This is a genomic window from Nitrospina gracilis Nb-211, assembly GCF_021845525.1.
GTDB lineage: Bacteria > Nitrospinota > Nitrospinia > Nitrospinales > Nitrospinaceae > Nitrospina > Nitrospina gracilis_A.
Genome location: NZ_JAKJKD010000001.1, coordinates 111,912 through 133,898, shown reverse-complemented (window position 1 = coordinate 133,898; position 21,987 = coordinate 111,912). Strand labels below are relative to the sequence as shown.

The 21,987-nt window shown below is 56.9% G+C and carries 34 protein-coding genes; 32 read left to right on the top strand and 2 right to left on the bottom strand.

Annotated features, from left to right (window positions below; all coding sequences use genetic code 11):
* Window positions 1–298: 298 nt before the first annotated feature.
* Window positions 299–697, bottom strand: coding sequence for a hypothetical protein (locus J2S31_RS00790; RefSeq protein WP_237097138.1), 399 nt, complete (start codon window positions 695–697; stop codon window positions 299–301).
* A 71-nt stretch (window positions 698–768) separates the two neighbouring features.
* The gene (locus J2S31_RS00785; RefSeq protein ID WP_237097137.1) at window positions 769–1,446 is read right to left on the bottom strand and encodes a LexA family transcriptional regulator; all 678 of its coding nucleotides are present in this window, start codon (window positions 1,444–1,446) and stop codon (window positions 769–771) included.
* A gap of 206 nt (window positions 1,447–1,652) precedes the next feature.
* Here J2S31_RS00785 and J2S31_RS00780 point away from each other — a divergent pair, with 206 nt between their 5' ends.
* The 32 genes from J2S31_RS00780 to J2S31_RS00625 all read left to right on the top strand — a co-directional run bounded on the left by J2S31_RS00780 (window position 1,653) and on the right by J2S31_RS00625 (window position 21,918).
* The gene (locus J2S31_RS00780) at window positions 1,653–2,105 is read left to right on the top strand and encodes a hypothetical protein (protein ID WP_237097136.1); all 453 of its coding nucleotides are present in this window, start codon (window positions 1,653–1,655) and stop codon (window positions 2,103–2,105) included.
* Complete coding sequence (locus J2S31_RS00775) at window positions 2,102–2,308, top strand: hypothetical protein (protein WP_237097135.1); 207 nt, start codon at window positions 2,102–2,104, stop codon at window positions 2,306–2,308. The genes J2S31_RS00780 and J2S31_RS00775 overlap by 4 nt, the downstream gene beginning before the upstream one ends.
* On the top strand, window positions 2,305–4,464 hold the full coding sequence (locus tag J2S31_RS00770; protein ID WP_237097134.1) for a Mu transposase C-terminal domain-containing protein: 2,160 nt from the start codon (window positions 2,305–2,307) through the stop codon (window positions 4,462–4,464). The genes J2S31_RS00775 and J2S31_RS00770 overlap by 4 nt, the downstream gene beginning before the upstream one ends.
* Before the next feature lie 2 nt (window positions 4,465–4,466).
* Window positions 4,467–4,832 carry a hypothetical protein gene (locus tag J2S31_RS00765; protein WP_237097133.1) on the top strand — a complete coding sequence of 122 codons (366 nt, stop codon included), beginning with the start codon at window positions 4,467–4,469 and terminating at the stop codon, window positions 4,830–4,832.
* A 94-nt stretch (window positions 4,833–4,926) separates the two neighbouring features.
* Window positions 4,927–5,631, top strand: a complete 705-nt coding sequence (locus tag J2S31_RS00760; RefSeq protein ID WP_237097132.1) for an AAA family ATPase — start codon at window positions 4,927–4,929, stop codon at window positions 5,629–5,631.
* Window positions 5,622–6,161: a hypothetical protein gene (locus tag J2S31_RS00755; protein WP_237097131.1), complete on the top strand. Its 540-nt coding sequence runs from the start codon at window positions 5,622–5,624 to the stop codon at window positions 6,159–6,161. Before J2S31_RS00760 ends, J2S31_RS00755 begins: the two co-directional genes overlap by 10 nt.
* The gene (locus tag J2S31_RS00750) at window positions 6,136–6,660 is read left to right on the top strand and encodes a host-nuclease inhibitor Gam family protein (protein ID WP_237097130.1); all 525 of its coding nucleotides are present in this window, start codon (window positions 6,136–6,138) and stop codon (window positions 6,658–6,660) included. Before J2S31_RS00755 ends, J2S31_RS00750 begins: the two co-directional genes overlap by 26 nt.
* Window positions 6,644–7,015, top strand: a complete 372-nt coding sequence (locus tag J2S31_RS00745) for a helix-turn-helix domain-containing protein (RefSeq protein ID WP_237097129.1) — start codon at window positions 6,644–6,646, stop codon at window positions 7,013–7,015. The genes J2S31_RS00750 and J2S31_RS00745 overlap by 17 nt, the downstream gene beginning before the upstream one ends.
* Complete coding sequence (locus J2S31_RS00740) at window positions 7,015–7,359, top strand: hypothetical protein (RefSeq protein ID WP_237097128.1); 345 nt, start codon at window positions 7,015–7,017, stop codon at window positions 7,357–7,359. The genes J2S31_RS00745 and J2S31_RS00740 overlap by 1 nt, the downstream gene beginning before the upstream one ends.
* The gene (locus tag J2S31_RS00735) at window positions 7,356–8,174 is read left to right on the top strand and encodes a hypothetical protein (protein ID WP_237097127.1); all 819 of its coding nucleotides are present in this window, start codon (window positions 7,356–7,358) and stop codon (window positions 8,172–8,174) included. Before J2S31_RS00740 ends, J2S31_RS00735 begins: the two co-directional genes overlap by 4 nt.
* Window positions 8,171–8,623 (top strand): hypothetical protein, encoded by a 453-nt coding sequence (locus tag J2S31_RS00730; protein ID WP_237097126.1) that lies wholly within the window; start codon window positions 8,171–8,173, stop codon window positions 8,621–8,623. Before J2S31_RS00735 ends, J2S31_RS00730 begins: the two co-directional genes overlap by 4 nt.
* Window positions 8,607–9,086 (top strand): hypothetical protein, encoded by a 480-nt coding sequence (locus tag J2S31_RS00725; protein WP_237097125.1) that lies wholly within the window; start codon window positions 8,607–8,609, stop codon window positions 9,084–9,086. Before J2S31_RS00730 ends, J2S31_RS00725 begins: the two co-directional genes overlap by 17 nt.
* A gap of 29 nt (window positions 9,087–9,115) precedes the next feature.
* Window positions 9,116–9,382 carry a DUF6874 family protein gene (locus J2S31_RS00720; protein ID WP_237097124.1) on the top strand — a complete coding sequence of 89 codons (267 nt, stop codon included), beginning with the start codon at window positions 9,116–9,118 and terminating at the stop codon, window positions 9,380–9,382.
* The gene (locus J2S31_RS00715; RefSeq protein ID WP_237097123.1) at window positions 9,379–10,257 is read left to right on the top strand and encodes a DUF5131 family protein; all 879 of its coding nucleotides are present in this window, start codon (window positions 9,379–9,381) and stop codon (window positions 10,255–10,257) included. Before J2S31_RS00720 ends, J2S31_RS00715 begins: the two co-directional genes overlap by 4 nt.
* Window positions 10,257–10,436: a hypothetical protein gene (locus J2S31_RS00710; protein WP_237097122.1), complete on the top strand. Its 180-nt coding sequence runs from the start codon at window positions 10,257–10,259 to the stop codon at window positions 10,434–10,436. The genes J2S31_RS00715 and J2S31_RS00710 overlap by 1 nt, the downstream gene beginning before the upstream one ends.
* 36 nt (window positions 10,437–10,472) lie before the next feature.
* Complete coding sequence (locus J2S31_RS00705; protein WP_237097121.1) at window positions 10,473–10,769, top strand: hypothetical protein; 297 nt, start codon at window positions 10,473–10,475, stop codon at window positions 10,767–10,769.
* Between the two features lie 197 nt (window positions 10,770–10,966).
* Window positions 10,967–11,311 carry a hypothetical protein gene (locus tag J2S31_RS00700; RefSeq protein WP_237097120.1) on the top strand — a complete coding sequence of 115 codons (345 nt, stop codon included), beginning with the start codon at window positions 10,967–10,969 and terminating at the stop codon, window positions 11,309–11,311.
* Window positions 11,311–11,805: a hypothetical protein gene (locus tag J2S31_RS00695; RefSeq protein WP_237097119.1), complete on the top strand. Its 495-nt coding sequence runs from the start codon at window positions 11,311–11,313 to the stop codon at window positions 11,803–11,805. The genes J2S31_RS00700 and J2S31_RS00695 overlap by 1 nt, the downstream gene beginning before the upstream one ends.
* Window positions 11,802–12,101 (top strand): HU family DNA-binding protein, encoded by a 300-nt coding sequence (locus tag J2S31_RS00690; RefSeq protein WP_237097118.1) that lies wholly within the window; start codon window positions 11,802–11,804, stop codon window positions 12,099–12,101. Before J2S31_RS00695 ends, J2S31_RS00690 begins: the two co-directional genes overlap by 4 nt.
* The gene (locus tag J2S31_RS00685) at window positions 12,098–12,511 is read left to right on the top strand and encodes a hypothetical protein (protein WP_237097116.1); all 414 of its coding nucleotides are present in this window, start codon (window positions 12,098–12,100) and stop codon (window positions 12,509–12,511) included. Before J2S31_RS00690 ends, J2S31_RS00685 begins: the two co-directional genes overlap by 4 nt.
* Window positions 12,504–12,989, top strand: coding sequence for a regulatory protein GemA (locus J2S31_RS00680; RefSeq protein WP_237097115.1), 486 nt, complete (start codon window positions 12,504–12,506; stop codon window positions 12,987–12,989). Before J2S31_RS00685 ends, J2S31_RS00680 begins: the two co-directional genes overlap by 8 nt.
* A complete protein-coding gene (locus J2S31_RS00675; RefSeq protein WP_237097114.1) occupies window positions 12,986–13,396 on the top strand; it encodes a hypothetical protein in 411 nt (136 codons plus the stop codon). The genes J2S31_RS00680 and J2S31_RS00675 overlap by 4 nt, the downstream gene beginning before the upstream one ends.
* Window positions 13,397–13,405: 9 nt before the next feature.
* Window positions 13,406–14,548: an AAA family ATPase gene (locus J2S31_RS00670; RefSeq protein WP_237099881.1), complete on the top strand. Its 1,143-nt coding sequence runs from the start codon at window positions 13,406–13,408 to the stop codon at window positions 14,546–14,548.
* Window positions 14,549–14,619: 71 nt separating this feature from the next.
* Entirely contained in the window at window positions 14,620–14,952 is a 333-nt protein-coding gene (locus J2S31_RS00665; protein ID WP_237097113.1) for a Mor transcription activator family protein, read from the top strand.
* Between the two features lie 415 nt (window positions 14,953–15,367).
* Window positions 15,368–15,583 carry a hypothetical protein gene (locus J2S31_RS00660; protein ID WP_237097112.1) on the top strand — a complete coding sequence of 72 codons (216 nt, stop codon included), beginning with the start codon at window positions 15,368–15,370 and terminating at the stop codon, window positions 15,581–15,583.
* The gene (locus J2S31_RS00655) at window positions 15,580–15,969 is read left to right on the top strand and encodes a hypothetical protein (RefSeq protein ID WP_237097111.1); all 390 of its coding nucleotides are present in this window, start codon (window positions 15,580–15,582) and stop codon (window positions 15,967–15,969) included. The genes J2S31_RS00660 and J2S31_RS00655 overlap by 4 nt, the downstream gene beginning before the upstream one ends.
* 373 nt (window positions 15,970–16,342) lie before the next feature.
* Window positions 16,343–16,759, top strand: a complete 417-nt coding sequence (locus J2S31_RS00650; RefSeq protein ID WP_237097110.1) for a hypothetical protein — start codon at window positions 16,343–16,345, stop codon at window positions 16,757–16,759.
* Complete coding sequence (locus tag J2S31_RS00645; protein WP_237097109.1) at window positions 16,731–17,036, top strand: hypothetical protein; 306 nt, start codon at window positions 16,731–16,733, stop codon at window positions 17,034–17,036. Before J2S31_RS00650 ends, J2S31_RS00645 begins: the two co-directional genes overlap by 29 nt.
* 1 nt (window position 17,037) lies before the next feature.
* Complete coding sequence (locus J2S31_RS00640; RefSeq protein ID WP_237097108.1) at window positions 17,038–17,601, top strand: phage protein Gp27 family protein; 564 nt, start codon at window positions 17,038–17,040, stop codon at window positions 17,599–17,601.
* Complete coding sequence (locus tag J2S31_RS00635) at window positions 17,598–19,100, top strand: hypothetical protein (protein WP_237097106.1); 1,503 nt, start codon at window positions 17,598–17,600, stop codon at window positions 19,098–19,100. Before J2S31_RS00640 ends, J2S31_RS00635 begins: the two co-directional genes overlap by 4 nt.
* Complete coding sequence (locus J2S31_RS00630) at window positions 19,100–20,701, top strand: DUF935 domain-containing protein (RefSeq protein WP_237097105.1); 1,602 nt, start codon at window positions 19,100–19,102, stop codon at window positions 20,699–20,701. Before J2S31_RS00635 ends, J2S31_RS00630 begins: the two co-directional genes overlap by 1 nt.
* Window positions 20,701–21,918, top strand: a complete 1,218-nt coding sequence (locus tag J2S31_RS00625; RefSeq protein ID WP_237097104.1) for a PBECR2 nuclease fold domain-containing protein — start codon at window positions 20,701–20,703, stop codon at window positions 21,916–21,918. The genes J2S31_RS00630 and J2S31_RS00625 overlap by 1 nt, the downstream gene beginning before the upstream one ends.
* Window positions 21,919–21,987: the final 69 nt, after the last annotated feature.

The window sequence follows — 21,987 nt, the reverse complement described above, 5'->3', positions numbered from 1 at the left end:
AAAGGCGGTAAGAATCGGGGAAATGTGGGAAATATAAAGACTTATCAGAGAAGCGACGGGAAAAAATCTCAAATTAAGTGTCAACTCGAAAGGCGGTTTTCCACAGGGTTTGTGACACTTAGTTTGAGCAGGGAATACGGGCGGAAAAACGCGGAAACTCTTACGGGGCGGGAGATTGCGGGTTTGTACACATAAAACCGGTGTCTCGTTGGGAGGGTTTTACGGGGAACTTTACGCGGACAACCTGGAATTTAATAAACTCTTTTAAATAAATGACTTAAAAGAAATATAAAAAAATTTACGAGGAACCAAAAATAATGATGAATTTGAAAACAAAATAAGTGAAAAAGGCCGCCGCCGCGAGGAACAACAAACCAAAAATCATAGTCACAAAGGCCCCACCCATACCTAGGGTAATCCCAATCGCGGATAGAGTAGAAAGCTGTTTTATTTCAGCCCCACACTCCGGGCAGGATTTTGAAAATCTGTAAATATCTTCCCCGCAAACAGAGCAGGCGATCTTATTACTTTTTTTAGATGCTTGTCGTTTTTCGATCTGCTCCACCCTCTGCTGATGATCTTTCTTTATTTTATTGCCCCAGCTAGGGAAATCCAGGTTAGGCCTTTTACAGAACGGGCATTTTTGAACCCGGTCTGCGGCGTAGGCTTTTCCGCAATCGCATCGCTTGAGTGCCATCGAGAAACCTTCCTAGTGAACGGTTGCTCCCACCTAACCCCGCTCCATCCCATCCTGGTCAGGCTAGGGAATCAAATCTGCCGGCCAAACCAAACCACCTGGCCGACGATGATCAACAAATCCTTCTGCTCACCGCGCGCGGTGAACGGCGTGTACGCCGGGTTGTCGCTTTTTATGATCAAATCCCCACCCGGCACGTACTCGATCCGCTTCACCTGGAGCTCCCCGCCCAGGTTCAACACATAGAGCGCGTTCTTTTTAAATTCACGGATGCCGGTATCGATCAAAATCAGATCGTCGTCTTTTAACGTCGGTTCCATGCTGTCCCCGGAAACATTGATCAGCACCAGTTTGCCAGGAGACACGTTGAGCTTTTTTTTAACCCAGGCTTTTTTGAAAGCCAGGTAATCGACCACATATTCCGACTGAATGTCTATGCCGTTTCCGGCCGCCGCCTTAACATCATACTGTGGAACGAAAATAAAGCCGCTCAGATCCTGATCGTTGAACGCTTCATGGCTTTCCCGCACACCTTCTTTCGAATACTTTTGCCCCTTCCCGGTGAGAATCCAATCGGTGTTCACTCCCCATTTTTCACCAATTTTCAAAGCCCAAGATGAAGGGAAAGAGTCGGCACGTTTTGCATTTGTGACGCTTGCAGGACCAATCCCTAAAAACTCAGCCAACTGAGTTTGGCGATCAAATCCAGTCACCTCCTGCACCCGCCTCCACGTCTCTTTGAAGTTCATTTTTATACCAAGAAAGACCCATAAAGATTTAAAAAATATATATTTAGTGAAAAAATTAAATTTTATTGTTTACTTTTTACACTTAAAATGTAATTATTTTCTCGGTCAAACAATTGCCCTTTTCAACTTTAGGGGAATCCTGACCCTCAATCAATATCTGTTTTCGGTTTTGTGCTGACCACAAACCATCCAAAAGGATGAACGGGATGTCCGAATCCACACATTGGCCCGACAAGGCAAACGAATCCCACCCGCAAATGACCTTGTTCGACGGCAAATCCCTCAACCCGATCCCGCAAATCAAAGAAGCCATGCGCTGGGCGCTGTACGAATCAAAACTCTCCCGCGCTCAGGTTGCCGACGCGATGAACGAACTCTGCCGGATCCACGGCGTTGTCATGAATAGTCGATCGAAACTGATCAGTGTGGACATGCTGGAAAAGTGGTGTGCGCTTTCCGCGGAGCATGTGATCCCCCTCAAATTCGTTCCCATTTTTTGCGAAGCCACAAAATCGATTTATTTGTTATCCGCCCTCGCCGGATCACTGGACGCGAAAGTCATCAACCCGGAAGAAACCAAACTCCTGGAATGGGCAAAGGTGGACCGGAAACGCAAACAACTTGTGAAAGAGCAACGAAAGCTGGAAGGGCAACTATGACCACCGCATGCGAACGCGACTGGATTGAAATTCAATCCCACCTGAAACGAAAAGGAATCACACAACGGCAGATCGGCCGCCGCGCGAACGTGAACATCGCCCTTGTGTCCAGGACGATACGCGGCAAGCGCAACAACAAAAAAGTGCTGAAAGCGCTCCAGCAGGCGGGCGTCCCCGAAATTCTTTTGAAGGTGAAAAAATGAAAACGGAATGGAGCATTGAAGAGCTCGCCGACCACCTGAACGTCACCGTTCGTGGAATACGCAAGCGCGCCGGTGATCAAAATTGGCCCGTACAACATCAAAAGAAACTGCGCGGCGGCGGCTCCAAATATTTTTTCCGTTTCGACGATCTTCCTAAAGACGTCCAGGTCAAGCTGGTTGCCCAGGAACCTCCTCCCGCCTCGGTTGCTATCAATGCGTCCCTCCCGGCCCCCACCTCAGACGGCCGATCGGATGGACGCCTTCCCGATTGGGCGGAGACGATCGCCCGCGCCCGCGCGGACCTGGTGGTGCAGTTCATCGCCGCCCGCGAACAAGGCAAGCGCCGGGGTCAGTCCATCCGCAAGACCACGGATAAATTTCTCGCCGGTTACAACTCAGGCGTTGCCTTCGCGGAAATTCACGCGGCGCTCGGCGACGTGTCCCGCCCGACGCTCAACCGCTGGCGCAAGGATTATGAGGAAGCGGATTTCAATTACACCGCACTGGCTCCAAGCTGGGGCGCGCACCGCAACGGCGCGTCCACCCTCACCGCCGACGAACAAAAGGTTCTGTTCGACCAGCTCGCCCATCAGAACCGGATCAAGGTCGGCACCGCCATTCAGTTGACCAAATACATCCTGGAACAACGCGGCATTCCGTCCCCTTCTTCGCCGCGCACCATGCGCCGCGCCGTCGAGCGGTTCAAGAAACAGCATCAAAACGTGTGGACCTTTTACCGCGAAGGCGAAAAGGCGCTCATCGACAAGGTTCTGCCCTACATCGAACGCGATGACGACCAGCTCGCGGTGGGTGATGTGCTGGTCGCCGACGGCCATGTCTGCAATTTTTTTGTAACCAATCCCTGGACAGGCAGGCCGTGCCGCCCGATGCTCATCGGCTTCTACGACTGGAAGAGCCGCGTGCTCGTTGGATGGGATCTCGGTTTCACCGAAAACACCCAGCTCATCGCTTCCGCTCTGCGCCGAGGCATCCTGACTCTTGGTATGACGCCGAAAGTGGTCCTGCTGGACAACGGCAAGGCGTTCAAATCGAAAGTATTCACAGGCGATCTGGACCTTGCGCAATGCGGGTTCGCCGGCATGTTCGCCCGGCTCAACATCAAAACGGTTTTCGCGTGGCCGTACAACGCGCGGTCCAAACCCATCGAGCGATTCTTTCAGGATTTCGGCAACCAGTTTGAGCGCTACCTGCCCAGCTTTTGCGGTTCCAGCATCAACGACAAGCCCGCCTCGATGATGCGAAACGAAAAACTCATGAAGGAAATGTACGACAACGCAAAAGCCAAACCGCTTGACGTGCAGACCGTGTTGAAGGGTATGGGGGAATGGTGGAAATACCACGCCTGGCAACCGCACCCCACGCTGAAAGGGCAGACCAAAGGAGACGTCTTTGAGGCTGGGCGCGGCGCCGATGTGGATCCCGAAACCCTGACCTATTTGATGATGGACGCGAAGGTCAAACGCATCGGGCGCAACGGCATCCGCTTTCTGCACGCCGACTATTTCCATGATGCGTTGTACGGATTCCGCAACGAGGTGGTGATCCGGTACGACCTGCAGGATATATCCCGCATTCATGTTTATTTGAAAACCGGAGACCACCTCTGCACCGCCGAACGGCGCAAAGCAATTCACCCTATGGCGGCGCACCTGGGCGACGCGCAGGATGTCTCCGAACTCAAACACCGTATTTCGGAGATCCGCAGTCTGAAAAACCAGACGACGCGCCTCGCCAAAAAATCACTGCAAATCCAGAACTCAATGGATGCGGTCAACGAGCTTCCCTGGAACCGCATTATCGAAATTTCACCGGACCTCCCGGATCAACTGGAACGCATCTCCGGTGAACACGATAGCGCCAACGCGGCGAAACAGATCCCGGAGGTTTCCGCATCCACACAACAACACGAGGAAATCCAGCAAGGCCCGGACACTCTGGAGCCGGACTCTCCGGGGCCGGAAGAAAACATCGTCCCGCTGTTCTCCACCGAATACGAATACTACGAATACCTCGCAGACAAACCCAAAAACCAGCTCACGCAGGAAGAAACCGAATGGCTGGAGACGTTCTATCAAACCGAGACCGGGGCGCAGGTCCTGCGCAACTCTGGACGCGCCGTCAACGAGGAGGATTGACCATGTATCCGCAAGTCAAGTTCCTGATCGTCTTCAATATCGTTATGTCACTACTGGCCATTCTGCTGGTCTGGATGGATGAGAGTTGGGCCGGAGATGTGGTCCGGGTCGCGCCGGTGCCGGCGCAGGAATTCATCTGCGAAACCCACCTGAACTTCAACGGGCTTTGGGAGACACATTACGACCAGGATGCGGACGGCACGCCAGAGTACATGACGCTCACCCGCACCGACAACATGCAGGCACCGTCACCGCATCCGCTTTTCTATTTTGTGGATTACGACCAGGTGGACGGATGGGACGCCGCGTGGGCGGATCTCGAAGAGGATGGAATCAACGGCAACGAAACCTTGTACTGGAGCAAGTAAAAAAGCCCACCCTGCTTTCCGCGAGCCAGCGAATCAGCAGGGGGGCTGAATAACCTGACCGGCCTGTGGGGCCGATTTCTTTGGAGAGTAATCGATGAACAATAATTTTGTCAATACGCGAAACGTGGCGGCCTTCTACAAGGGTCTGGAAATCCTTAAAAAGGGCGTTCGGGGACGGCACGGCATCCTGCTGTTGCGCGGCAAGCCGGGCACCGGAAAAACTTTCGTCACGCAAAAGCAGGCGATGGAGGACGGCTACACCTACCTGCGTTGCCGTTTCATCGATTCGCCGAGAATACTCTTGCAGAACCTGGTTGCCGAACTGGGTGAAGAGCCGAAGGGATACACCGGTCACCTGTACAAACAGGCGCTGGAACAACTGTTGGCGCGGCCGCGCACCCTCATCTTCGATGAAGCGGACTACATCGTCGATCACAAATTTGTCGAAATCATCCGAGACCTCAACGACCAGGCCAACGTGCCGGTGATCATCGCCGGCATGGAGCTCATAGACAAGAAACTCCAGCGATACCCGCACTTTTTCGACCGCATCCGCACCATCGTCAAGTTCGATCTGTTTGAAAAATCCGACATCGAAAGCCTGGCATGTCGGCTTTGCGAAACCAAATTGGATGCGGCGGCGATGGATTACATCCTGGAACAATCCGGCGGCAAGTTCCGGGTGACGATGGATCTGTTCGACGTTGCCGAGCGCACGGCGAAGCACTCGAAGATGAAACAGTTGTCGCGCGATCAGTTGAAACAGGTTTGGGAGAAGGAGAGGCAACGATGGAAATGAACCGGACCGAGCAGATCATGCGCGTGCTGGTGGACCGCAGGCCGCCGGAGGTCCGCACCGAAACGTTGATGGAGTGGTCCGGTCTGGAGCGCAAACCGCTCCTGCGCATCCTGGATAAGCTGGAACGGCGCGGCTGGGTGGCGGTGCGCCGGCGCGCCATCAAGAACGAGAAGCGCACCGGCCGTCACACGCGCAACCCCACCTGGTGCATCACGGATGTGGCCGCCATGCGCCAGGCGCTGGTGACGCCGCAGAAGGACGGCACTCAGCGCGACAGGATATGGAAAGCGATTCGCATCCGCAATGTATTCACCCGCGCCGAGATCTGCAAGTTGACCGGAATCAGCCGGCACAGCGTGGACGATTATCTGAGAGTACTGACCGCGAATGGCCACGTGCGCGTGACCGGGCGCGTCCGCCAGGGCAACGTGTACCAGCTCATCACGCGCCAGGTGGCGCGCCCAAAAACCCGTGAAGTTCACAAAATCAAGGAGGCAAACGGTAATGGCAAGAAAAAAAGTGAAGGTTGACATGATCCCCATCTACTCCATCGAGGAAGCGAACGAAGCCCTGCGCCTCATCGCGGAGAGTCAGCGTTTCATTGCTGAAAAGACCGGGGACATGAACGAGCGCATTGACGCCATCAAAAAGGAAACGGCGGAGGTGATCGAGTCCAGGAGCCAGGAGATCACGCGGCGGGAGCTGGGATTGCAGGCGTTCGCGGAAACCCGAAAGGAAACCATGTTCGACAAGGCGCGATCCAAAACGCTCACCTTTGGCGTGATCGGGTTCCGTAAATCCACCCAGCTCAAAACCCTGTCAAAAGTCACCTGGAAAAAAGTCCTCGAAGCTCTGAAGCGCCGGAAGGACAAGGCGGGCATCCGCATCAAGGAAGAGGTGGATAAGGATGAACTGCACAAATGGAGCGAGCCCCAACTCGAAAAAGTGGGTGTGTATAAAAAATCCGAGGACGTTTTCTACTACGAAATCGATGAAGAGGAGATCAAGGCCCATGCTGGGAACGAATGAGCAGGAAGGTTTCAGCGTTCAGCATATCGGTGCACGGCTCAAGGTCTGGCGCCAGCACCACGGCCAGCGCGGCTACCAGGTGGCGAAGACGTTGGGCATCTCCGCCGGGTCTTATTCCGAAATCGAGCGCGGCCTTTCCGCGCCGTCGGCCAAAACCCTTTACGCCATCGCCCTGCACACCGGTATCAATCTGCATTGGTTGTTGACCGGGCGCGGCGAGGCGGCGGCGAGTGTTACTCCACAACCTGCGTCCGAAGGCACTCCCGGCACGAAAGATCTGTTGCAACGCATCGAACTGCTGGAATCGCGCCTTGCCGCCGGGCACCACCCACCAGAAGAGGAAGGAGGCCTGTGATGGAAATGACCCGCCGGGAATGCGCTGTGTGGAACCGCATCGACCAACGCCACGGAGCCGGGGCGGCCATTTCCCGGCAGGCCCTGGTGCGGTTGACGGAGGTTCCGGACCGCAAGCTGAGGGACGTGATCCATTCCCTGGTGGTCAACCACGGCAAGCTGATTTGTTCCACCTATGGCAAAGGCGGCGGGTATTTCTTTCCCGTCACCGGACGCGAAATCGATGAATACGCGGGCAAGCTCCACAGCCATGCACTCAGCATCCTGCAAAAGGAAGCCGCCGTGCGACGCATCAGCCTGAATGACCTGCTCGCGGAATATCAGACGGAGTTGTTTGAATCATGAAACTGAAATGCCCGGCCTGCGGCACGGAGTGCGGTCTCGATGCCTGGCACCAGCCGGATATCAAGGTGTTTATGGAACTGTTGATCCAGATCCCGCACCCGGTCCTGCGCCTGGCGCCGGCATACCTGGCCTTGTTTCGCCCCGCCAAAACCGGCCTCACCTGGCGCAAAGCGTACAAGATTCTGAGTGAGCTCAACGACCTGATTCGGCTGGGCACTATCCACGTGCAAGGGAGCGCCGCCATCCCGTGCCGGAAAGAGAAGTGGGCGGAGGGCATGCAGAAAATGCTGGATCAGGATTATGCGATCAAGCGGCCTCTGCAAAACCACAACTACCTGCGCAAGGTGGTCTATCCCCTGGCGGAAAGCGACGCGGCGCACGCCGAGAAAAAACGCAACCGGCCACAGGTGCACCGGGAAGACGGCGGGAACCCCGCGGGAAGCCGGATAGATCAGGCCGGTAACGAGTTCATGTCCGCCGATGAAGCGAGCCGGGAAATTAAAAAGTTTCTGCACAGCATCGGACGCGGCGGCGAACAAAAGGAGCATGAGTCGATGGCAAAGAAGATCAATCCCAAAAGTTTTTTCATTCTGCGAATTCTGGAGAAGGGCATCCATCAACGCGAGGCCGTGGTCAGTGAGTTCGTCGAAATAGTTGGAGAGGAACACGTACACCCGAACGATTTCGGCCTGTCCTGCAAGGACCTCGCGCAGAAAGGCCTGATCACCTACGACCGCGACCTGGAAGAAATCCACATCACCGAAAACGGCCGGATCATTTTGAGAAACGTGACCGCTGGGAAGGAGGGAGCATGAAGATGAGTTTGGCAAACATTCCGGATGACCATTGGATTCGGGGTGATGCTGTGAAAACGTTGATCCAGGACAGCGACCTGTTCAACGCAAAGCGGGTTAAAGACCTTTTTGGCAGGGAAACAAAAGAGCATGCAGGGTTGTACGACAACGAAATCAAAATCCCGAAACCCGGAGAAGAGAACGATCCGGGAGTGCTGTTCGATGCGGGGATCCACCGCATGGACAACCGTGTCCTGGATTTTCTGGTCAGCCAGGGCGTGCAGGTAATCTCGTATCAATTCGATCGCGATCAGGTGCGTTGCCTTATTTATGGACCTTGGGGCGGGGCACCGGCGTTCGCGGTTGGTGAGACACGGTATGAAGCCTTGTGGCGCGCGATTTCTAAGGCGCTTCTTTTCCTGACCCGGATGCACAAAGAACAGGAGAAAAACGATGTTGAAAATTCCTGACTGTATCCGGCGCCAGTTGCTGTTGTGGGCCATGCGGCACATGCAACGACGCCAGGCTGATGTGGTGATCGAGAAGGATTACCTGTCGCGCTGGTGGGTGTTCAAGTCGCCGTGGCTCCGTGTGTACCTGCATAAGGTGCACCGGAGTGACAGGGACCGCGCCCTGCACGATCACCCCTGGCACAACGCGTCGCTGATTTTAAGCGGCGCCTACGAGGAAATTCTGTGGGGCGGATCGCGCGCCCTGGGGCCCGGTTGCCTGGTGCTCCGCAGGGCCACGTTCCGGCACCGCCTGGTGGTGGTGCGCGGGCCGGTGGTCAGCCTGTTTGTCACCGGACCCAAAATCCGCGAGTGGGGATTTTGGCCCTTCATTGCAGGCTCTCACGGCCGCCGACGCTGGGTGCACTGGAAGGATTTTGTCAAGCCGGACAACTACCAAATGGCGGAAAGGGCGGCGGAATGAGTTTGAGGAACTTTAAAAAGGAGATTGTGATGCCTACCCAAATCAACTGGATTCAATTGGTCTGCAATCGCGCCCGTGAGTTGAAGTTGGTGGATGACTTTGCGCAGGAGTGTCAGTTGCAGGAGGAGTTGATCCTCTGCGATGAGAAAAACCGGCTCGACTGGGAGCGCCTTTATGACTTCCCCGACGGATCTTTCATTCACGATATTCAAAAGATTCGGCGCCACCTGGATCAGGAAACCGGAGAGTTGAGGGATTGCTTCTGGCCCCGATGCGGATCGAGGAAAGAATCATGAACAAAATCGAATGGTGCGACAGGACTATCAATATCGGCGCGGGTTGCGACAAGATTTCCGCCGGTTGCGCCAACTGTTACGCCATCCCCATCGCGCACCGTTTCCCGGATCACCCGAAGTTCTCCGGTCTCACCCGGAAAACCAAAAGCGGCATCGAGTGGACGGGCCGGGTGAACATCGATGAAGGCGCGCTGGACAAGATCGCCAGTCTCAAAAAACCGTCCCGCATTTTCCTGAACTCGATGGGAGACCTGTTCCACCACGGAATGCCTTCGCTGTTTCTTGAAAAACTCTTTCGAGTGATGGGGGGTCATCCGCGCCACACCTTCATAATCCTGACCAAGCGCCCTAATCAAATGCGGGAATGGTTGGAAACCTATGTGGTGCGCAATCGCGAAACATTAGAAGTCTGGCCTCTGCCTAATGTGTGGCTCGGTGTGTCGGTCGAAAGTATGGATCACGTCTGGCGCATTCAGGAGCTTTTGAAAATCAGAGCGCGCGTGCGGCTCGTTTCCGCAGAGCCGTTGCTGGCCCCCCTTCAACTCACCCCCTACCTGGGCGCGGACAAAATCAATTGGGTGATCACCGGCGGTGAAAGCGGTCCGAAGGCGCGGCCTTCGGACCCAAATTGGTTCCGCGAAGTACGCGACGACTGCCAGGCGTCGAAGGTGTCGTACTTTCACAAACAAAACGGGGAATTTCTGCAAATGGTGGACGTTGGTGGATGGGTTGAATACACCGAGCAAGTTCAGGAAGAGATTCTGCGCCGCTACGTGAGGGCGATCAGTGGGCCAACGATGATCCGCGTCGGCAAGAAGCGCGCGGGGAGAATGCTGGACGGTGTCGAACACAACGAATTTCCGGAGGTGAAGTGATGTTCATCATTTTGGTTGAGGCGACGCTGGTGTTCTGCGGCGTCATGATCTGCCTGGCCGCATTCAGTGTGTGCCGGGAAGCAAAGATAGGAAGCTGGAAATCCATAGCTTATTTCAACGTGACGGCATGGGTCGCGTTCAGCACCATTTATTTTACCGTCCAGCGGTTCCTGGGGTGATTTCCGATTATCAACAACCAACGGGAGAAAACGTTTATGAAGAAGATTTTCGTTACGGTTCTTTTGGTCGCGGCGTTCGCGTTCGGGTTCTTTTACCGCGCGCCGTTTGAAAACGAGATCAGACCGGCCCACGCCGGATGGGTCCACCGCCTGCCGAAAGGCCAGTGTTCGGAGTCCATCCAGCTCATGAGCAACGGCGGCAACCCGCGCAAGCACCTTTCCTCGGAAGGCACAGTGCGGGCCTGCGTGTGGAACATCGATTCGATTTCCACCATGTTCTGCGGCGTCGTGCCGGGCCGGTCCATCGACTGCATTCATGTTCCCACCGGATGACAGCGCCGGAGGAGATCCCGCGCCTTGCACCGCGTCGAAGGCGTTGAAGGGCGTCCTGCCGGAGTCATCCGGTTAAAAGCGGTCCTCACGGCGCCTAACCATTGAAGCCGCTAAGGGCGTCAAACGCGGAAACCCTAGGCCCCGTCCCCGGCTTGCCGGCCGGGGGCGGGTAGCCTGAAACCGAAAAAGGAGATGGAATGAAAGAAACCTTTGAAGAGTATGTTGAGCAGGCCGGGAAAGGTGGCCGCATCAACTTTGCTATGGAAACCTGGAAGGATGGGGACGGCAGGCAATGCCGTCTGACTCCGGTAGGGGCGGATGAGTACACGGGATACGCTCCAGAGTTTTTGGTCATCGGCAACAACCTGATCCCGGTCGATGACGGGACGCGGCGCAATCCGTCAGCGGAGGCGTTCACCGAGTGCCCGGAATGCAAGTCCAAAAACCTCACCATCCAGAACTATGAAATCGATTCGCGGGTGGCTTGCGGCGATTGCCACTGGTACTGCCGCGTGCGCTACCCGGAAGAGGAGGGATTGTGATGGAGAACATGATCAAGGTATTGGATGCCCATATCGCCCAGATACGGGAGAAGCTGGAGAGCCTGGAGAAAGCGCGCGAGGCTCTGCTTGATTTTATGGCGGAGACGCCGGCGGCGCAGGCCACCCCGGCACCGAAGCCGGTTGTGGCGTCGCCACGGAAACCCGCCCCGCAGAAAAAACAAGCTCCTCCGGCCAACGGGATCATGACTAAAGCGGATTACGCGCGTTATCAGGGCGTGAGCGCGCAACAGATATCGAAATGGATCAAGCGCGGCGTGATCACGCCCAACAGTGCGGGGCGCATCGTGGTGGCCGAGGCGGACGCGGCGGTGCGGGCGTTGCCACCGATCCGGCGGCGCGGCCCCGGCAAGCCCAAAACCGGGAAACCCAAACATAAACTCAAAGTCACCGCAACCGAAGCCGAGCGCCTGCGCCGGGAGAACCCGAAAGACCCGGACCTGGAGTGGCTGGATGATGAGGAGGAAACGCTGTGAAACGAGACGACCTTGCAAAAGATGTACTGCACGAATGCCGGAAATACGGCTACGAGATGACGCTCAAAGACGCCTGCCGGACGGTGGACTCGTTCTGCGAAGCCATCATGCAGGGCCTTGCTCAGGATGGCCGGGTGGAGATTCGCGGTTTCGGCACGTTCAAGACATCGGCGCGGCGCGCCCGGCGTGCCCGCAATCCCAAAACAGGGGAAGCCGTGCATATGCCCCCCAGCACCGGCATCCTGTTCCACCCTGGTAAAGAATTGCGTGCTATCGTTAATGGAAACAGTCAATGAATATTTCGATGTGGTACACCTGGCCTGCGTTCTGCGCGAAACAAAAAACCGTGACACGGCGCAACTGGAAGCCTCAGACGATGGACCGGCTCAAGCTGGATTTTGAGCACACGGCTTGGGATCGCAATCCGCGTTTCAAAGGTGTGTGCATCGGCGGTATTTACGTCACCGAGACACCTTTTATCCAAAACACCAGTGAGATGACGGATCAGGACTACATCGATGAAGGGTTTTGGTTTATGGATTCTATTGGATGGCGTCCGCCGATGCTCATCAAGTCGGGGTTTCGGAGCTGGTGGGTGTATTTCAACGAGTGGCGTTACGCTGTCTGCGAGGATCTGGTGGTGGTGCGGTTTGAACCCCGACCCAACGCCGCCGCCGATAAAAAGCTGGAGGACCTGCATGCCTGACCGCAACACGCTGGCGAAAATCCACATTGCGAAAAAGGACCTGGGCCTCGATGACACGCAGTACGGGGACGTATTGCGCGCCAACTCGCAGGGCAAGGAAAGCGCCGCTCTGCTGACCGACTTCGAGGCTGAACAGGTGCTGGATCATTTCAGGCAACTTGGATGGAAGCCGCGTAGGCGCAAACAGAAAAAGCAGGGCATGGCCCTGCGGTTCCAGGGACTGGCCGGTCGGCCAGGCATGGCCAGCCCGGCCCAGCTCCGTAAGATCGAGGCGACGTGGATGACGCACCCAAACATTGAACAGAAAAACGAAGTCGCCCTGCGCCGGTTTTTGCAACGCCGGTTTCAGGTATCCGGCCTCAGGTTCATCGAGGACCACCAGGTGGGGAAAATCTTGAAGGCGATCGAAAACATTCGTTCCCCCTCACCCCAACCCTCTCCCGCGAGGGGAGAGGGAGATATGGAGGCGCAGGCATGAGATGGAATTCTGATTGCACCTTTCAGGCCCTCTTCATTTTTGCGATTCTGCTCGTTCCATTTTGGGAGACAGGAGATGCAATCTCCCAACCCGAAAGTGAATACAACCGGGTGTTTTGTGACCAGCACGGCGGTGTCATGGAATATGTGGTGGACGGCGGCCGGGTGGACTGCCTGATCCCCGGCAGGTATGCGGTGGAGGTGGAACGGGCGCACAAGTGGGCGGAGGCCGTCGGTCAGTCGAAATTTTATTCCATCCGCACCGGCGAGACTCCGGGCATCGCCCTGATCATTCTATCGGATAAGGACTGGAAGTATTTAGTCAGGCTCCTCGAAACCATTCAGCACGACAACCCGCTCCCTGCGGTGTGGGTTATTTCGAATTCAACCCTCTCAAGCGGAAAGTGATTATTGGATATGTTCGGTTTTTTTAAAGGCGACAAGGAACCTAAAGCAACCCCAGCCCAGGATGAGGCCGCACATCAGGCCGCGCCTCAAGATAACGCAGAGAATTTGATCGAACCGGGACCGGGACCGGCTCCGGCGCCAGATGATGATCTCGTTTTTGGATCACTCAAGCTCGTGAGGGCTGGTCAGGGTGTTGATGAGCACTACGAAACCCGCTGGTTGATTGAGAACGTCTGGATCGAGGGCGGAACCGGCATGCTGGCGGGGATGCCCAAGACGGGGAAGACCTGGGTGCTGGTCGATATGGCGGTCTCCATAGCTTCCGGTCAACCCTTCCTGGAAACTTTCAAGACCCGGCAGGGTCCGGTGGTGATCTATTCGCCCGAAGGTCCGCACGCGGAACTCAATAAAAGGATCAAGCAGGTGGCGGCACGGCGCGGCCTGGATTACAAAGCCCTGCCCATTTATTGTCTGAAGGCCAGCCTGCTGAGACTCGATGAAAGAGATTGCCAGGAAAACATCGAGCGGCTGGTTCAAACGCTGGCCCCGGCATTTATGATCTTTGACCCTCTTGCTGAATGTTTCGGCGGCGACGAAAACCGGGCGGCGGATATCGGGCCGATGGTGTGCTGGATCGATCACCTGGCCCGCGAAACCAACACCGCCGCTTGTATTTCTCATCACATGGCTAAAAAGGATTCGGGGTCGATGCGCGGCTCCGGGGCTCTACTCAGCTTCGGCGACAACTACATATTCATGGAACGCAAGGGCGACCGCACCAGCATGAGTTTCTTGTCCCGTCACAGTAAGTCCGCCGATCCTGTGGCCCTGCGCTTGACGGACCGCAACGGCAACCCAGGCTATGAAATTGACGCTCAGGGCCAGGAGGAGCTGGACCTGAAAAACCGCATCCTCGAATTTCTTGAAGCTCAGGGCGTGCCGGTGACCCAAAGAAAAATCCGCGATGCGTGCCGGGGAAAAACGGACCGCTATAAAAGCATCCTGGATGAACTGCGTAGCGAGGGGGAAATTCGGAAGGTCAAAGAAAAGTGGGAATACATCCGCGATTCCGAGCGTGACAATAATTCGGAACAAACGAATCCCGGTGATGAGGCTGAATCCGTCGGTGAAGGCAAAGACGCCAGAGACTGAATCGGGTGGTTCCCTCCTTGCCCCCCTAGGGGGGGAAGAAGGGAACCACTCTTGATTGTTGGAATGACAGAATGAAGAAAGAGGCCAAAACTAAACGGTTTAAGTATGCATGGATGGCTGAAATTGAGCTTGAAGACCTTCCCGCGCCGTTTGACGAGCTGGCGGGGGAAATCGGCCTCGAAAACACCCTCGTCGTTTGGGAATATTTTGATGGAAGACAGGAATATTTTAGGAAGATCAAAAAAGCGTTACTCGATGCCAGAAATCGGGTGATCCAAAAAAAATTCACCGGGCGGAATCATGATGATTTAGCCCAGGAGTTTGACCTCACCACCCGCCAGATCCGGGAGATCGTGCAATGCGATCCGCGCCAGACCATGATGTTTGACTGGCGTCCCCGGTAGTAATCCCCCTCCTTACCTGTAAATCCCAACACAAAATTTGTGAAGTGCTTCACAAGACGCCTTCCGCGCGCGCGTTGTATCGTCTGGTGGTTGCTAGAGAAATAGCTGTGGGGGTTTACCATCACTTCGATACATGGAGAGCTCTATGTAACACCCTGCCTGGAGGAGGGCGGGTTCGCCCGCCCTTCCCGCCTGGAACTTTAACTGGAGAGGCGCATATACCACATCAATAAAAGCGATTTCTGCATTGGCATGATCGTCTTCCACGCCATCGGCTGGGCGCTGGGCGCGTGGATCTGCAATTAGGAATTCCGCGGGGGCGGAGCTGACCCGCCGCCTCCCTAAAGGCCGTGCGGGAGAGAACGGGGGCGCGCAAGCGCCCCCTGGGTCCTTTAATAAAAACGGAGGTGATCAGATGTTGCAGTTCCGGGAAAAACTCAAGGGTAAGAAGGCGTATATCGTCAGCGTATTAATGGTGCTGGTCGCGCTGGTGAACCTGATCACCGGCGACATGGGGCTGGTGGAATTTGTCGCCAGCCCGCACCTCCAGCTCCTCCTGGAAGGGCTGGGTCTGGGCGCCGCGCGCGCCGCCGTGGCGTCGCTGTCTGATTCGAAAAAGGAGGCTTTATGAAATTCAAAGCGACGATTCTGCTGATCCTGATTTCCATCCTTCCGGCATGCGCGTTGATGGGCGTGCCCGAGTCCGATGTGGAAGCCCGCATCCAGCATGAGGCCTACCCGGTGAAAAACGCCGAGGGCGCCACCGAGCGGTATGACAGCTTCATGGATGACTGCTGGGTGCACGTGAAAAGCCCGGCGCGCGGGGAAGGCATGAAAATGACGATCACCTTGGACGACGATTGCCGCAAGGTGAAGTTCAACGTCAACGCGTCGGAAGTCGATCCTACCCATGCCCAGACGCAATACAAGGAAGTCGAGCAGGCGCGGTCCGAGGAGCGCAAGGAGTTGATCAAGGGCGTGCGTGAATACCTGGAGAAATTTCCGGCGGCGCCGTAAGCCTCGGCATCTAAGGTGCTCCAGCGAAAATTCGAATTCAAACCCAACCAGGAGAAGCGATGAAAACCCGAGCAAAATTTATCTGTGACAACGTGCTCAGGCATGAGGATGGGAATGTTCAGTGGGTTATGCGTCCGGTGTATCACGATAAAGACCCGAATCACGAGAATTCTAAATTCTGGGAATTCACCCCGATGGGGTCGTTGGATATGACCGTTTCGGCGAAGTACCAGGGGGAGCACCCGGAGCCGGGTAAGGAATACTACGTCGACATCACGCCGGCATCTTAGCGGGGACGGATGATGATCCGGGCACCGCTCGCAATTATTCTTAGTTGTTTACTGTTCACGCTGTGGATCCGGGAGATGGTGTTTTGACGATTTCCGATGAGGCGCTCCGGCTGTTGAATCCTTGGTTGATCGCGGCCGTCGGTGTGCTGTTTACGATTGTTGGCTGGCTGGTGGTGCGGTTGCTGAAGAGCATCGAAAAGCGAATCGCTGAATTGTCCGACCGGAACCGGGAGGACTTCGCAAAGCTGGAAGGCAAGATCGACCAGGACTTCACAAAGCTGGAAAAAAAAATTGAAGACTACCGGGAGGAGTCGGAAATCCGCGCAGCGGACCTGGAAAAACAGTTCTGGGAATTCCGCTCGCGGCTGCCCGAAAAGTTCGTCATGCGCGACGACTGGATCCGCAACGCATCGACGCTGGAACTCAAGATCGACCGGATCCTGACAGTCATAAAAACGGAACGAGGGAACGATGAGCTTAACCCAACGCAACAAAATTGAGCGCGGCGAGGTGCTGCGGGTGGTGTACCGGAACCTGCCGGAACCCATCGGCGACAACGTGCTGGCGCAGATCTTCACGGAGCTGACGGTCAGCCGAATCCAGGGGCATTTGCGCTACCTGCAGGATGGAGGGTACCTCGCCTTTCAGCTTATCAAGCCGGAGTACAAGGAATACACCACGGCGCAATACCTGGCGAAGATCACGAAAAAAGGCGTGGATCTGCTCGAAGGCAACATCGAGCCGGATCCCGGTATCGTCAACCCCGGACTGAGCTGATATGGCCCGTCGAAAACACAGCAAAGTTTCCAAGTTACCGCAAGAGGTGCGGGACACGGTGCACAGCCTGCTCCTGGACGGCAAGACCTACGAGCAGATTATCGAGCATCTCGACGAGCTGGTGGCGCAGGGCGTGATTAAGAAAGACCAGGTGCCCTCCGACAGCTCCCTGTCACGCTACACGCCGGGCTTCTTGGCGAAGCTGGAGCGGTCGAAGATCGCCAAAGACCAGGCGCGCGAGATCGTGCGCAATGCGGAGGGTGAAGGTCTGATTCTGGAAGAGGCGGCGGTCAACCTGGTGCTCAACGAGATCATGGGGATCCTGATCCCGGAAGATCCCGACAAGGCGCTGAACCCGAAAGCCCTGGCATCGATCGCCATCTCCTTGGCGAAGTTGCAGTCGTCGTCGTCGGTGCGCGAGCGCGCGAAGATCTCTCTCAAACGCGAAGTCGATAAGAAGATCAAGGCCGCCGCGAAAGAAGTGGGCAAGCTGGCGAAGTCGAAGGGCCTGTCGAAAGACACCGTCGATCAGATCAACAAACAGATTCTCGGCATCAAGGCATGACCATCACCGTGCAGCCGAAAGCCTATGACGTGTCGCGCGAAGGCGGGGTGCTGTTGCCTTTTCAGAAGCGGTGGATTGAGGACGCGTCGCCGGTGAAGCTCGCCGAGAAGTCGCGCCAGATCGGTTTCACCTGGACAGAGGCGGCGGACGATGTGTTGACCGCCGGGCGCGCGGATGGCCGGGACTGTTGGTACGTCGGCTACAACAAGGACATGGCGGAAGAGTTCATTCACGACTGCGCCGGCTGGGCGGAGACGTTCAGCCTGGCGGCCGGCGATGTGGAAGAGTTTCTGTTCCAGGACGACGACGAAAAGAAAGCGATCCAGACGTATCGCATCCGTTTCGATTCCGGGCACCGCATCACCGCGCTCAGTTCCCGTCCTTCTAGCATGCGCGGCAAACGTGGGCGAGTGACGCTCGATGAGGCCGCATTCATGGAGGACCTGCCGGGCATGATCAAGGCGGCGATGGCGCTGCTCATGTGGGGCGGCGAGGTGCGGATTATTTCCACGCATAACGGCGACGAGTCGTATTTCAACGAGATAGTCAAACAGGTGCGCGCGGGCAAGCTGCCCTACTCCCTGCACCGCATCGCGTTTGACGACGCCATCCAGGAAGGCCTGTACCGGCGCGTGTGTCTCAAGCTCGATGAAGAGTGGTCCGAGGACGGTGAGAAAGCGTGGCGGGACAAGATCGTCGCCATGTACGGCGACGATGCCGAGGAGGAATTGTTTGTGGTGCCGAAAAGTTCCGCCGGAAATTACTTCCCGTCGGCGCTCATCGAGTCGTGCATGGATCCGTCGATTCCGGTCCTCCGCTACCAGCGCAAGCCCGCGTTCGCCCAGCTTTCCGAGCTGGCGCGGCAGAAGGACTGCGCGGACTGGTGCGAGGAAAATCTATTGCCTCTGCTGGAAGCCATGCCGAGAGGGTACCGGTGCTGGCTGGGTGAAGACTTCGGGCGCACCAGCAACCTGACGGTGATCGCGCCGGCGCAGGAATCGGAGCGCCTGGTGTACCGCATGCCGTTTGTGGTGGAGCTGGCGAACATTCCGTTCAAGCAACAGGAACAGGTTTTGTTTACCGTCATCGACCACCTGCCCCGTTTCATGGGCGGCGCGCTGGATGCGCGCGGCAACGGTCAGTACCTGGCGGAGGTGGCCATGCAGAGGTACGGCGAAAGCCGGATCGCGCAGGTGATGGCGTCGGACAGTTTTTACCGCGAGGCGTTCCCGAAGTACAAGGCGGCGTATGAGGACCGGGAAATCCTGGTGCCGCGCCATAACGAATTTCTGGCGGACCACCGCGCCGTGCAACAGGTGAAGGGCGTGCCGAAAATCCCGGACACATACAAGCCCAAAACCATCGACGGCGTTCAGCGTCACGGCGACGCCGCGATCGCGGGCCTGATGTTGTGGCACGCGGTGAAAAATATTTCAGGCGGGGAAACGGAGTATGAATCGGTGTCGAAACGCATGATGGAAACGAAAGGGGCCTGGTGATGATCCAGTTGTTCGACGCATTTGGGCGTGAAATCAAACCCGCGGGCAAACCCATCATCGACCGCACCCTCGCCGTCGCTCAGGTTGAGGACCGTTACACCGATTATCCGTCGCATGGTCTGACTCCGAAACGCCTGGCGGAGATCCTGAAGGAAGCCGATGCGGGTCATCCGCGCCGCCAACTCGAGTTGTTCGAGGAAATGGAAGAGAAGGACACGCACCTGATGAGCGTGCTGGGGAAGCGGCGCGGCGCCTTGACCGGCCTCAAGTTCAACGTCATGCCGTTCAGCCAGGAGGCGGAGGACGTTAAAATCGCGGAATTCGTTGAGGAACAGATCAACGCGCTCCCGGATTTCGAGGACAACCTGAAAGACATCACCGACGCCATCGGCAAAGGGTTCTCCTCGCTGGAGTTGAATTGGGCTGTTGACGGCGGCCGCAACGTGATCAAGCATCTCAGCCGCATCGAGCCGAAGCGGTTCATCTGGCCCGAGGCGCAGTTGACGCCCCGGCTGTTGACGCGGGACGAACCCGCCAACGGCATCGACCTGGTTCCGTTCAAGTTCCTGTTCCATATCCACAAGGCCAAGTCAGGGCACCCGGTGCGCCAGGGTGTCCTGCGCGTCGTCACCTGGATGTACCTGTTCAAGAACTACGACATCAAGGCGTGGGTGGCGTTCGGCGAGGTGTTCGGGATGCCGCTCCGGCTGGGCCGGTACGATCCGGGCGCAACGAAAGAGGACAAGGACGCGTTGATCAGCGCGGTGCGGGCGCTGGGCAGTGACGCCGCCGGCATCATTTCCAAGAGCACCGAGATTGAATTCATCGAAGCGGCTCAACAGTCCGGCAACACGAACCTGTTCAAACTGCTCGCCGATTTCTGCAACGCGGAAATCAGCAAGGCGGTGCTGGGCCAGACCCTCACCACCGAGCAGGGGGATCGCGGCGCGCGCTCCCTGGGCGACGTCCACAAGGATGTCCAGGATGACATTCTGCGGGACGACTGCGAGCAGGTATCGAAATCCATGCGCCGTGATCTGATTCAACCGCTCGTCGGATTCAATTTCGGCTGGGACAAGCCTCTGCCCTGGTTCCGGCTCGAATACGAAGATCCCGGCGACTTGAAGGCTGAGGCCGAGCGGTACAGGGTTCACCTGGAAAGCGGCCTCCGCATCTCCGCCGATCATTACTACGACAAGTTTCAGATTCCAAAGCCGGAAAAAGATGAGGACGTGCTGGAGCCGCGCGCCGGTGGATTTTCTCCGCCGCCAGGCCGTGAAGATCCGGAAGCTTCCGCCAACAAACATCACGCGTGCCCCGGTTGCGGTTATCACGTCAACGCCGGACCGAAGCCCGGCGGGCAGGATACGTTGGACGGGTTCACCGACCGCCTCATGCGTTCGGTGGAAATGGACGGGCTGGTGGAACCGATCCGCGAGGTGATGGGCCGGTCGAGCGACCTGGAAGAGTTCCGGCGGAACCTGATCGAAGCGTTCGGCGATATGGAAACGGACCGCCTGGCCGGGGTCATTGAGCAGGCGTTGATCGCCGCCGAGTTGTCAGGGCGGTTTGAGCAGTTGCCGGAAGAGGAGCGTGAGTGATGCCGGTTGCCTTTGAAAAGCTCCCGTTCAACGAAGCCATCCGGTTTTTCCGGGGAAAGGTGCCCTTGCCGACGCGCACCTGGACGGATATCCAGCGCGGCATGCACAGCCGGGCCTTTGTGGTGGCCGGTGCGATGAAACAGGAACTGCTGGTGGATTTTCAAACCTCCATCCGCAAAGCCATCGAGGAAGGCCGGACGCTGAACGATTTCCGTAAGGACTTCGACGCCATCATCAAAAAGCACGGCTGGAATTACAAGGGGGAGCGCGGCTGGCGGTCTCAGGTGATTTTCAATACGAACCTGCGCACCGCGTATTCCGCCGGGAGCTGGGCACAGATCGAGAAGACGAAGGCGCGGCGTCCCTACCTGCGTTACATCGGGGGCCTGTCGCCGGAGCCGCGGCCGCAACACCTGTCCTGGAACGGAACGATTTTACCCATCGACGATCCCTGGTGGTCGTCTCACATGCCGCCCAATGGGTGGGGATGTAAATGCAAGGTGACCACCGTGTCGCGCCGGGAGCTGGAACGGGACGGCCTGACGGTTTCGGACCGCGCGCCGGATGACGGCACCTACGCCTGGCGCAACCCAAAGACCGGATCGGTGGAGCGGATCCCCGTCGGCATCGATCCGCTGTGGGATTACAACCCCGGCAGAGCCGCCTGGGGGCAGGTGGAAACGAAGAGCCTGGCGGACCGAGGCGCGCGCGGACGATGGAAGCAGCTCGATTCGCGGGGACCGGAATCATTCGGCCGGCCGGACGATATCCCGGTGGACAAGCCGAAGGCCACGCCGGTTGGGAAGGCAAAAGATGTGGAGGAGATGCGCGCCATCCTGCGCGACTCCATTGGCGGTGAAGAAGCGACGTTCAAAGACCCGTTCGGGAATCATGTGAGCGTCAACCAGGGAATCGCGGATCACATTGCGGAGAATCCGGCAAAGCGCCTGGATGGGCGTGAGCAGTATTTTCCGATGATCAAGGAAACCATCGAAGAGCCGTATGAAATCTGGACCGGGTTTGAGGAAAACGAATCGACCGGGCAGGTGCGCCTGCGTCAGCGGTACGTGAAGATGGTGGAGCTGGATAAGAAACGAACGCTCGGTTTGATTGCCGAGGTCGAAAACGGAAAGTGGGTGGGTTTCGATTTTTTCCGGGGGAGTAAAACCGGGCAGAAAAACTTAAGGCGTGGACTGCTGGTATGGGGTAGGCGGTGAGGAGACTATGGGCTCCCGCGATCAGCCCACGTCATCCGCCGCAGGGTTTGGGGAACGCGGCCCACCCTT

Excerpts from the sequence above, each read along its gene's own strand:
- J2S31_RS00790 (WP_237097138.1), bottom strand. The coding sequence starts at position 697 with ATGGCACTCAAGCGATGCGATTGCGGAAAAGCCTACGCCGCAGACCGG.
- J2S31_RS00785 (WP_237097137.1), bottom strand. The coding sequence starts at position 1,446 with ATGAACTTCAAAGAGACGTGGAGGCGGGTGCAGGAGGTGACTGGATTT.
- J2S31_RS00780 (WP_237097136.1), top strand. The coding sequence starts at position 1,653 with ATGTCCGAATCCACACATTGGCCCGACAAGGCAAACGAATCCCACCCG.
- J2S31_RS00775 (WP_237097135.1), top strand. The coding sequence starts at position 2,102 with ATGACCACCGCATGCGAACGCGACTGGATTGAAATTCAATCCCACCTG.
- J2S31_RS00770 (WP_237097134.1), top strand. The coding sequence starts at position 2,305 with ATGAAAACGGAATGGAGCATTGAAGAGCTCGCCGACCACCTGAACGTC.
- J2S31_RS00765 (WP_237097133.1), top strand. The coding sequence starts at position 4,467 with ATGTATCCGCAAGTCAAGTTCCTGATCGTCTTCAATATCGTTATGTCA.
- J2S31_RS00760 (WP_237097132.1), top strand. The coding sequence starts at position 4,927 with ATGAACAATAATTTTGTCAATACGCGAAACGTGGCGGCCTTCTACAAG.
- J2S31_RS00755 (WP_237097131.1), top strand. The coding sequence starts at position 5,622 with ATGGAAATGAACCGGACCGAGCAGATCATGCGCGTGCTGGTGGACCGC.
- J2S31_RS00750 (WP_237097130.1), top strand. The coding sequence starts at position 6,136 with ATGGCAAGAAAAAAAGTGAAGGTTGACATGATCCCCATCTACTCCATC.
- J2S31_RS00745 (WP_237097129.1), top strand. The coding sequence starts at position 6,644 with ATGCTGGGAACGAATGAGCAGGAAGGTTTCAGCGTTCAGCATATCGGT.
- J2S31_RS00740 (WP_237097128.1), top strand. The coding sequence starts at position 7,015 with ATGGAAATGACCCGCCGGGAATGCGCTGTGTGGAACCGCATCGACCAA.
- J2S31_RS00735 (WP_237097127.1), top strand. The coding sequence starts at position 7,356 with ATGAAACTGAAATGCCCGGCCTGCGGCACGGAGTGCGGTCTCGATGCC.
- J2S31_RS00730 (WP_237097126.1), top strand. The coding sequence starts at position 8,171 with ATGAAGATGAGTTTGGCAAACATTCCGGATGACCATTGGATTCGGGGT.
- J2S31_RS00725 (WP_237097125.1), top strand. The coding sequence starts at position 8,607 with ATGTTGAAAATTCCTGACTGTATCCGGCGCCAGTTGCTGTTGTGGGCC.
- J2S31_RS00720 (WP_237097124.1), top strand. The coding sequence starts at position 9,116 with ATGCCTACCCAAATCAACTGGATTCAATTGGTCTGCAATCGCGCCCGT.
- J2S31_RS00715 (WP_237097123.1), top strand. The coding sequence starts at position 9,379 with ATGAACAAAATCGAATGGTGCGACAGGACTATCAATATCGGCGCGGGT.
- J2S31_RS00710 (WP_237097122.1), top strand. The coding sequence starts at position 10,257 with ATGTTCATCATTTTGGTTGAGGCGACGCTGGTGTTCTGCGGCGTCATG.
- J2S31_RS00705 (WP_237097121.1), top strand. The coding sequence starts at position 10,473 with ATGAAGAAGATTTTCGTTACGGTTCTTTTGGTCGCGGCGTTCGCGTTC.
- J2S31_RS00700 (WP_237097120.1), top strand. The coding sequence starts at position 10,967 with ATGAAAGAAACCTTTGAAGAGTATGTTGAGCAGGCCGGGAAAGGTGGC.
- J2S31_RS00695 (WP_237097119.1), top strand. The coding sequence starts at position 11,311 with ATGGAGAACATGATCAAGGTATTGGATGCCCATATCGCCCAGATACGG.
- J2S31_RS00685 (WP_237097116.1), top strand. The coding sequence starts at position 12,098 with ATGAATATTTCGATGTGGTACACCTGGCCTGCGTTCTGCGCGAAACAA.
- J2S31_RS00680 (WP_237097115.1), top strand. The coding sequence starts at position 12,504 with ATGCCTGACCGCAACACGCTGGCGAAAATCCACATTGCGAAAAAGGAC.
- J2S31_RS00675 (WP_237097114.1), top strand. The coding sequence starts at position 12,986 with ATGAGATGGAATTCTGATTGCACCTTTCAGGCCCTCTTCATTTTTGCG.
- J2S31_RS00670 (WP_237099881.1), top strand. The coding sequence starts at position 13,406 with ATGTTCGGTTTTTTTAAAGGCGACAAGGAACCTAAAGCAACCCCAGCC.
- J2S31_RS00665 (WP_237097113.1), top strand. The coding sequence starts at position 14,620 with ATGAAGAAAGAGGCCAAAACTAAACGGTTTAAGTATGCATGGATGGCT.
- J2S31_RS00660 (WP_237097112.1), top strand. The coding sequence starts at position 15,368 with ATGTTGCAGTTCCGGGAAAAACTCAAGGGTAAGAAGGCGTATATCGTC.
- J2S31_RS00655 (WP_237097111.1), top strand. The coding sequence starts at position 15,580 with ATGAAATTCAAAGCGACGATTCTGCTGATCCTGATTTCCATCCTTCCG.
- J2S31_RS00645 (WP_237097109.1), top strand. The coding sequence starts at position 16,731 with ATGAGCTTAACCCAACGCAACAAAATTGAGCGCGGCGAGGTGCTGCGG.
- J2S31_RS00640 (WP_237097108.1), top strand. The coding sequence starts at position 17,038 with ATGGCCCGTCGAAAACACAGCAAAGTTTCCAAGTTACCGCAAGAGGTG.
- J2S31_RS00635 (WP_237097106.1), top strand. The coding sequence starts at position 17,598 with ATGACCATCACCGTGCAGCCGAAAGCCTATGACGTGTCGCGCGAAGGC.
- J2S31_RS00630 (WP_237097105.1), top strand. The coding sequence starts at position 19,100 with ATGATCCAGTTGTTCGACGCATTTGGGCGTGAAATCAAACCCGCGGGC.
- J2S31_RS00625 (WP_237097104.1), top strand. The coding sequence starts at position 20,701 with ATGCCGGTTGCCTTTGAAAAGCTCCCGTTCAACGAAGCCATCCGGTTT.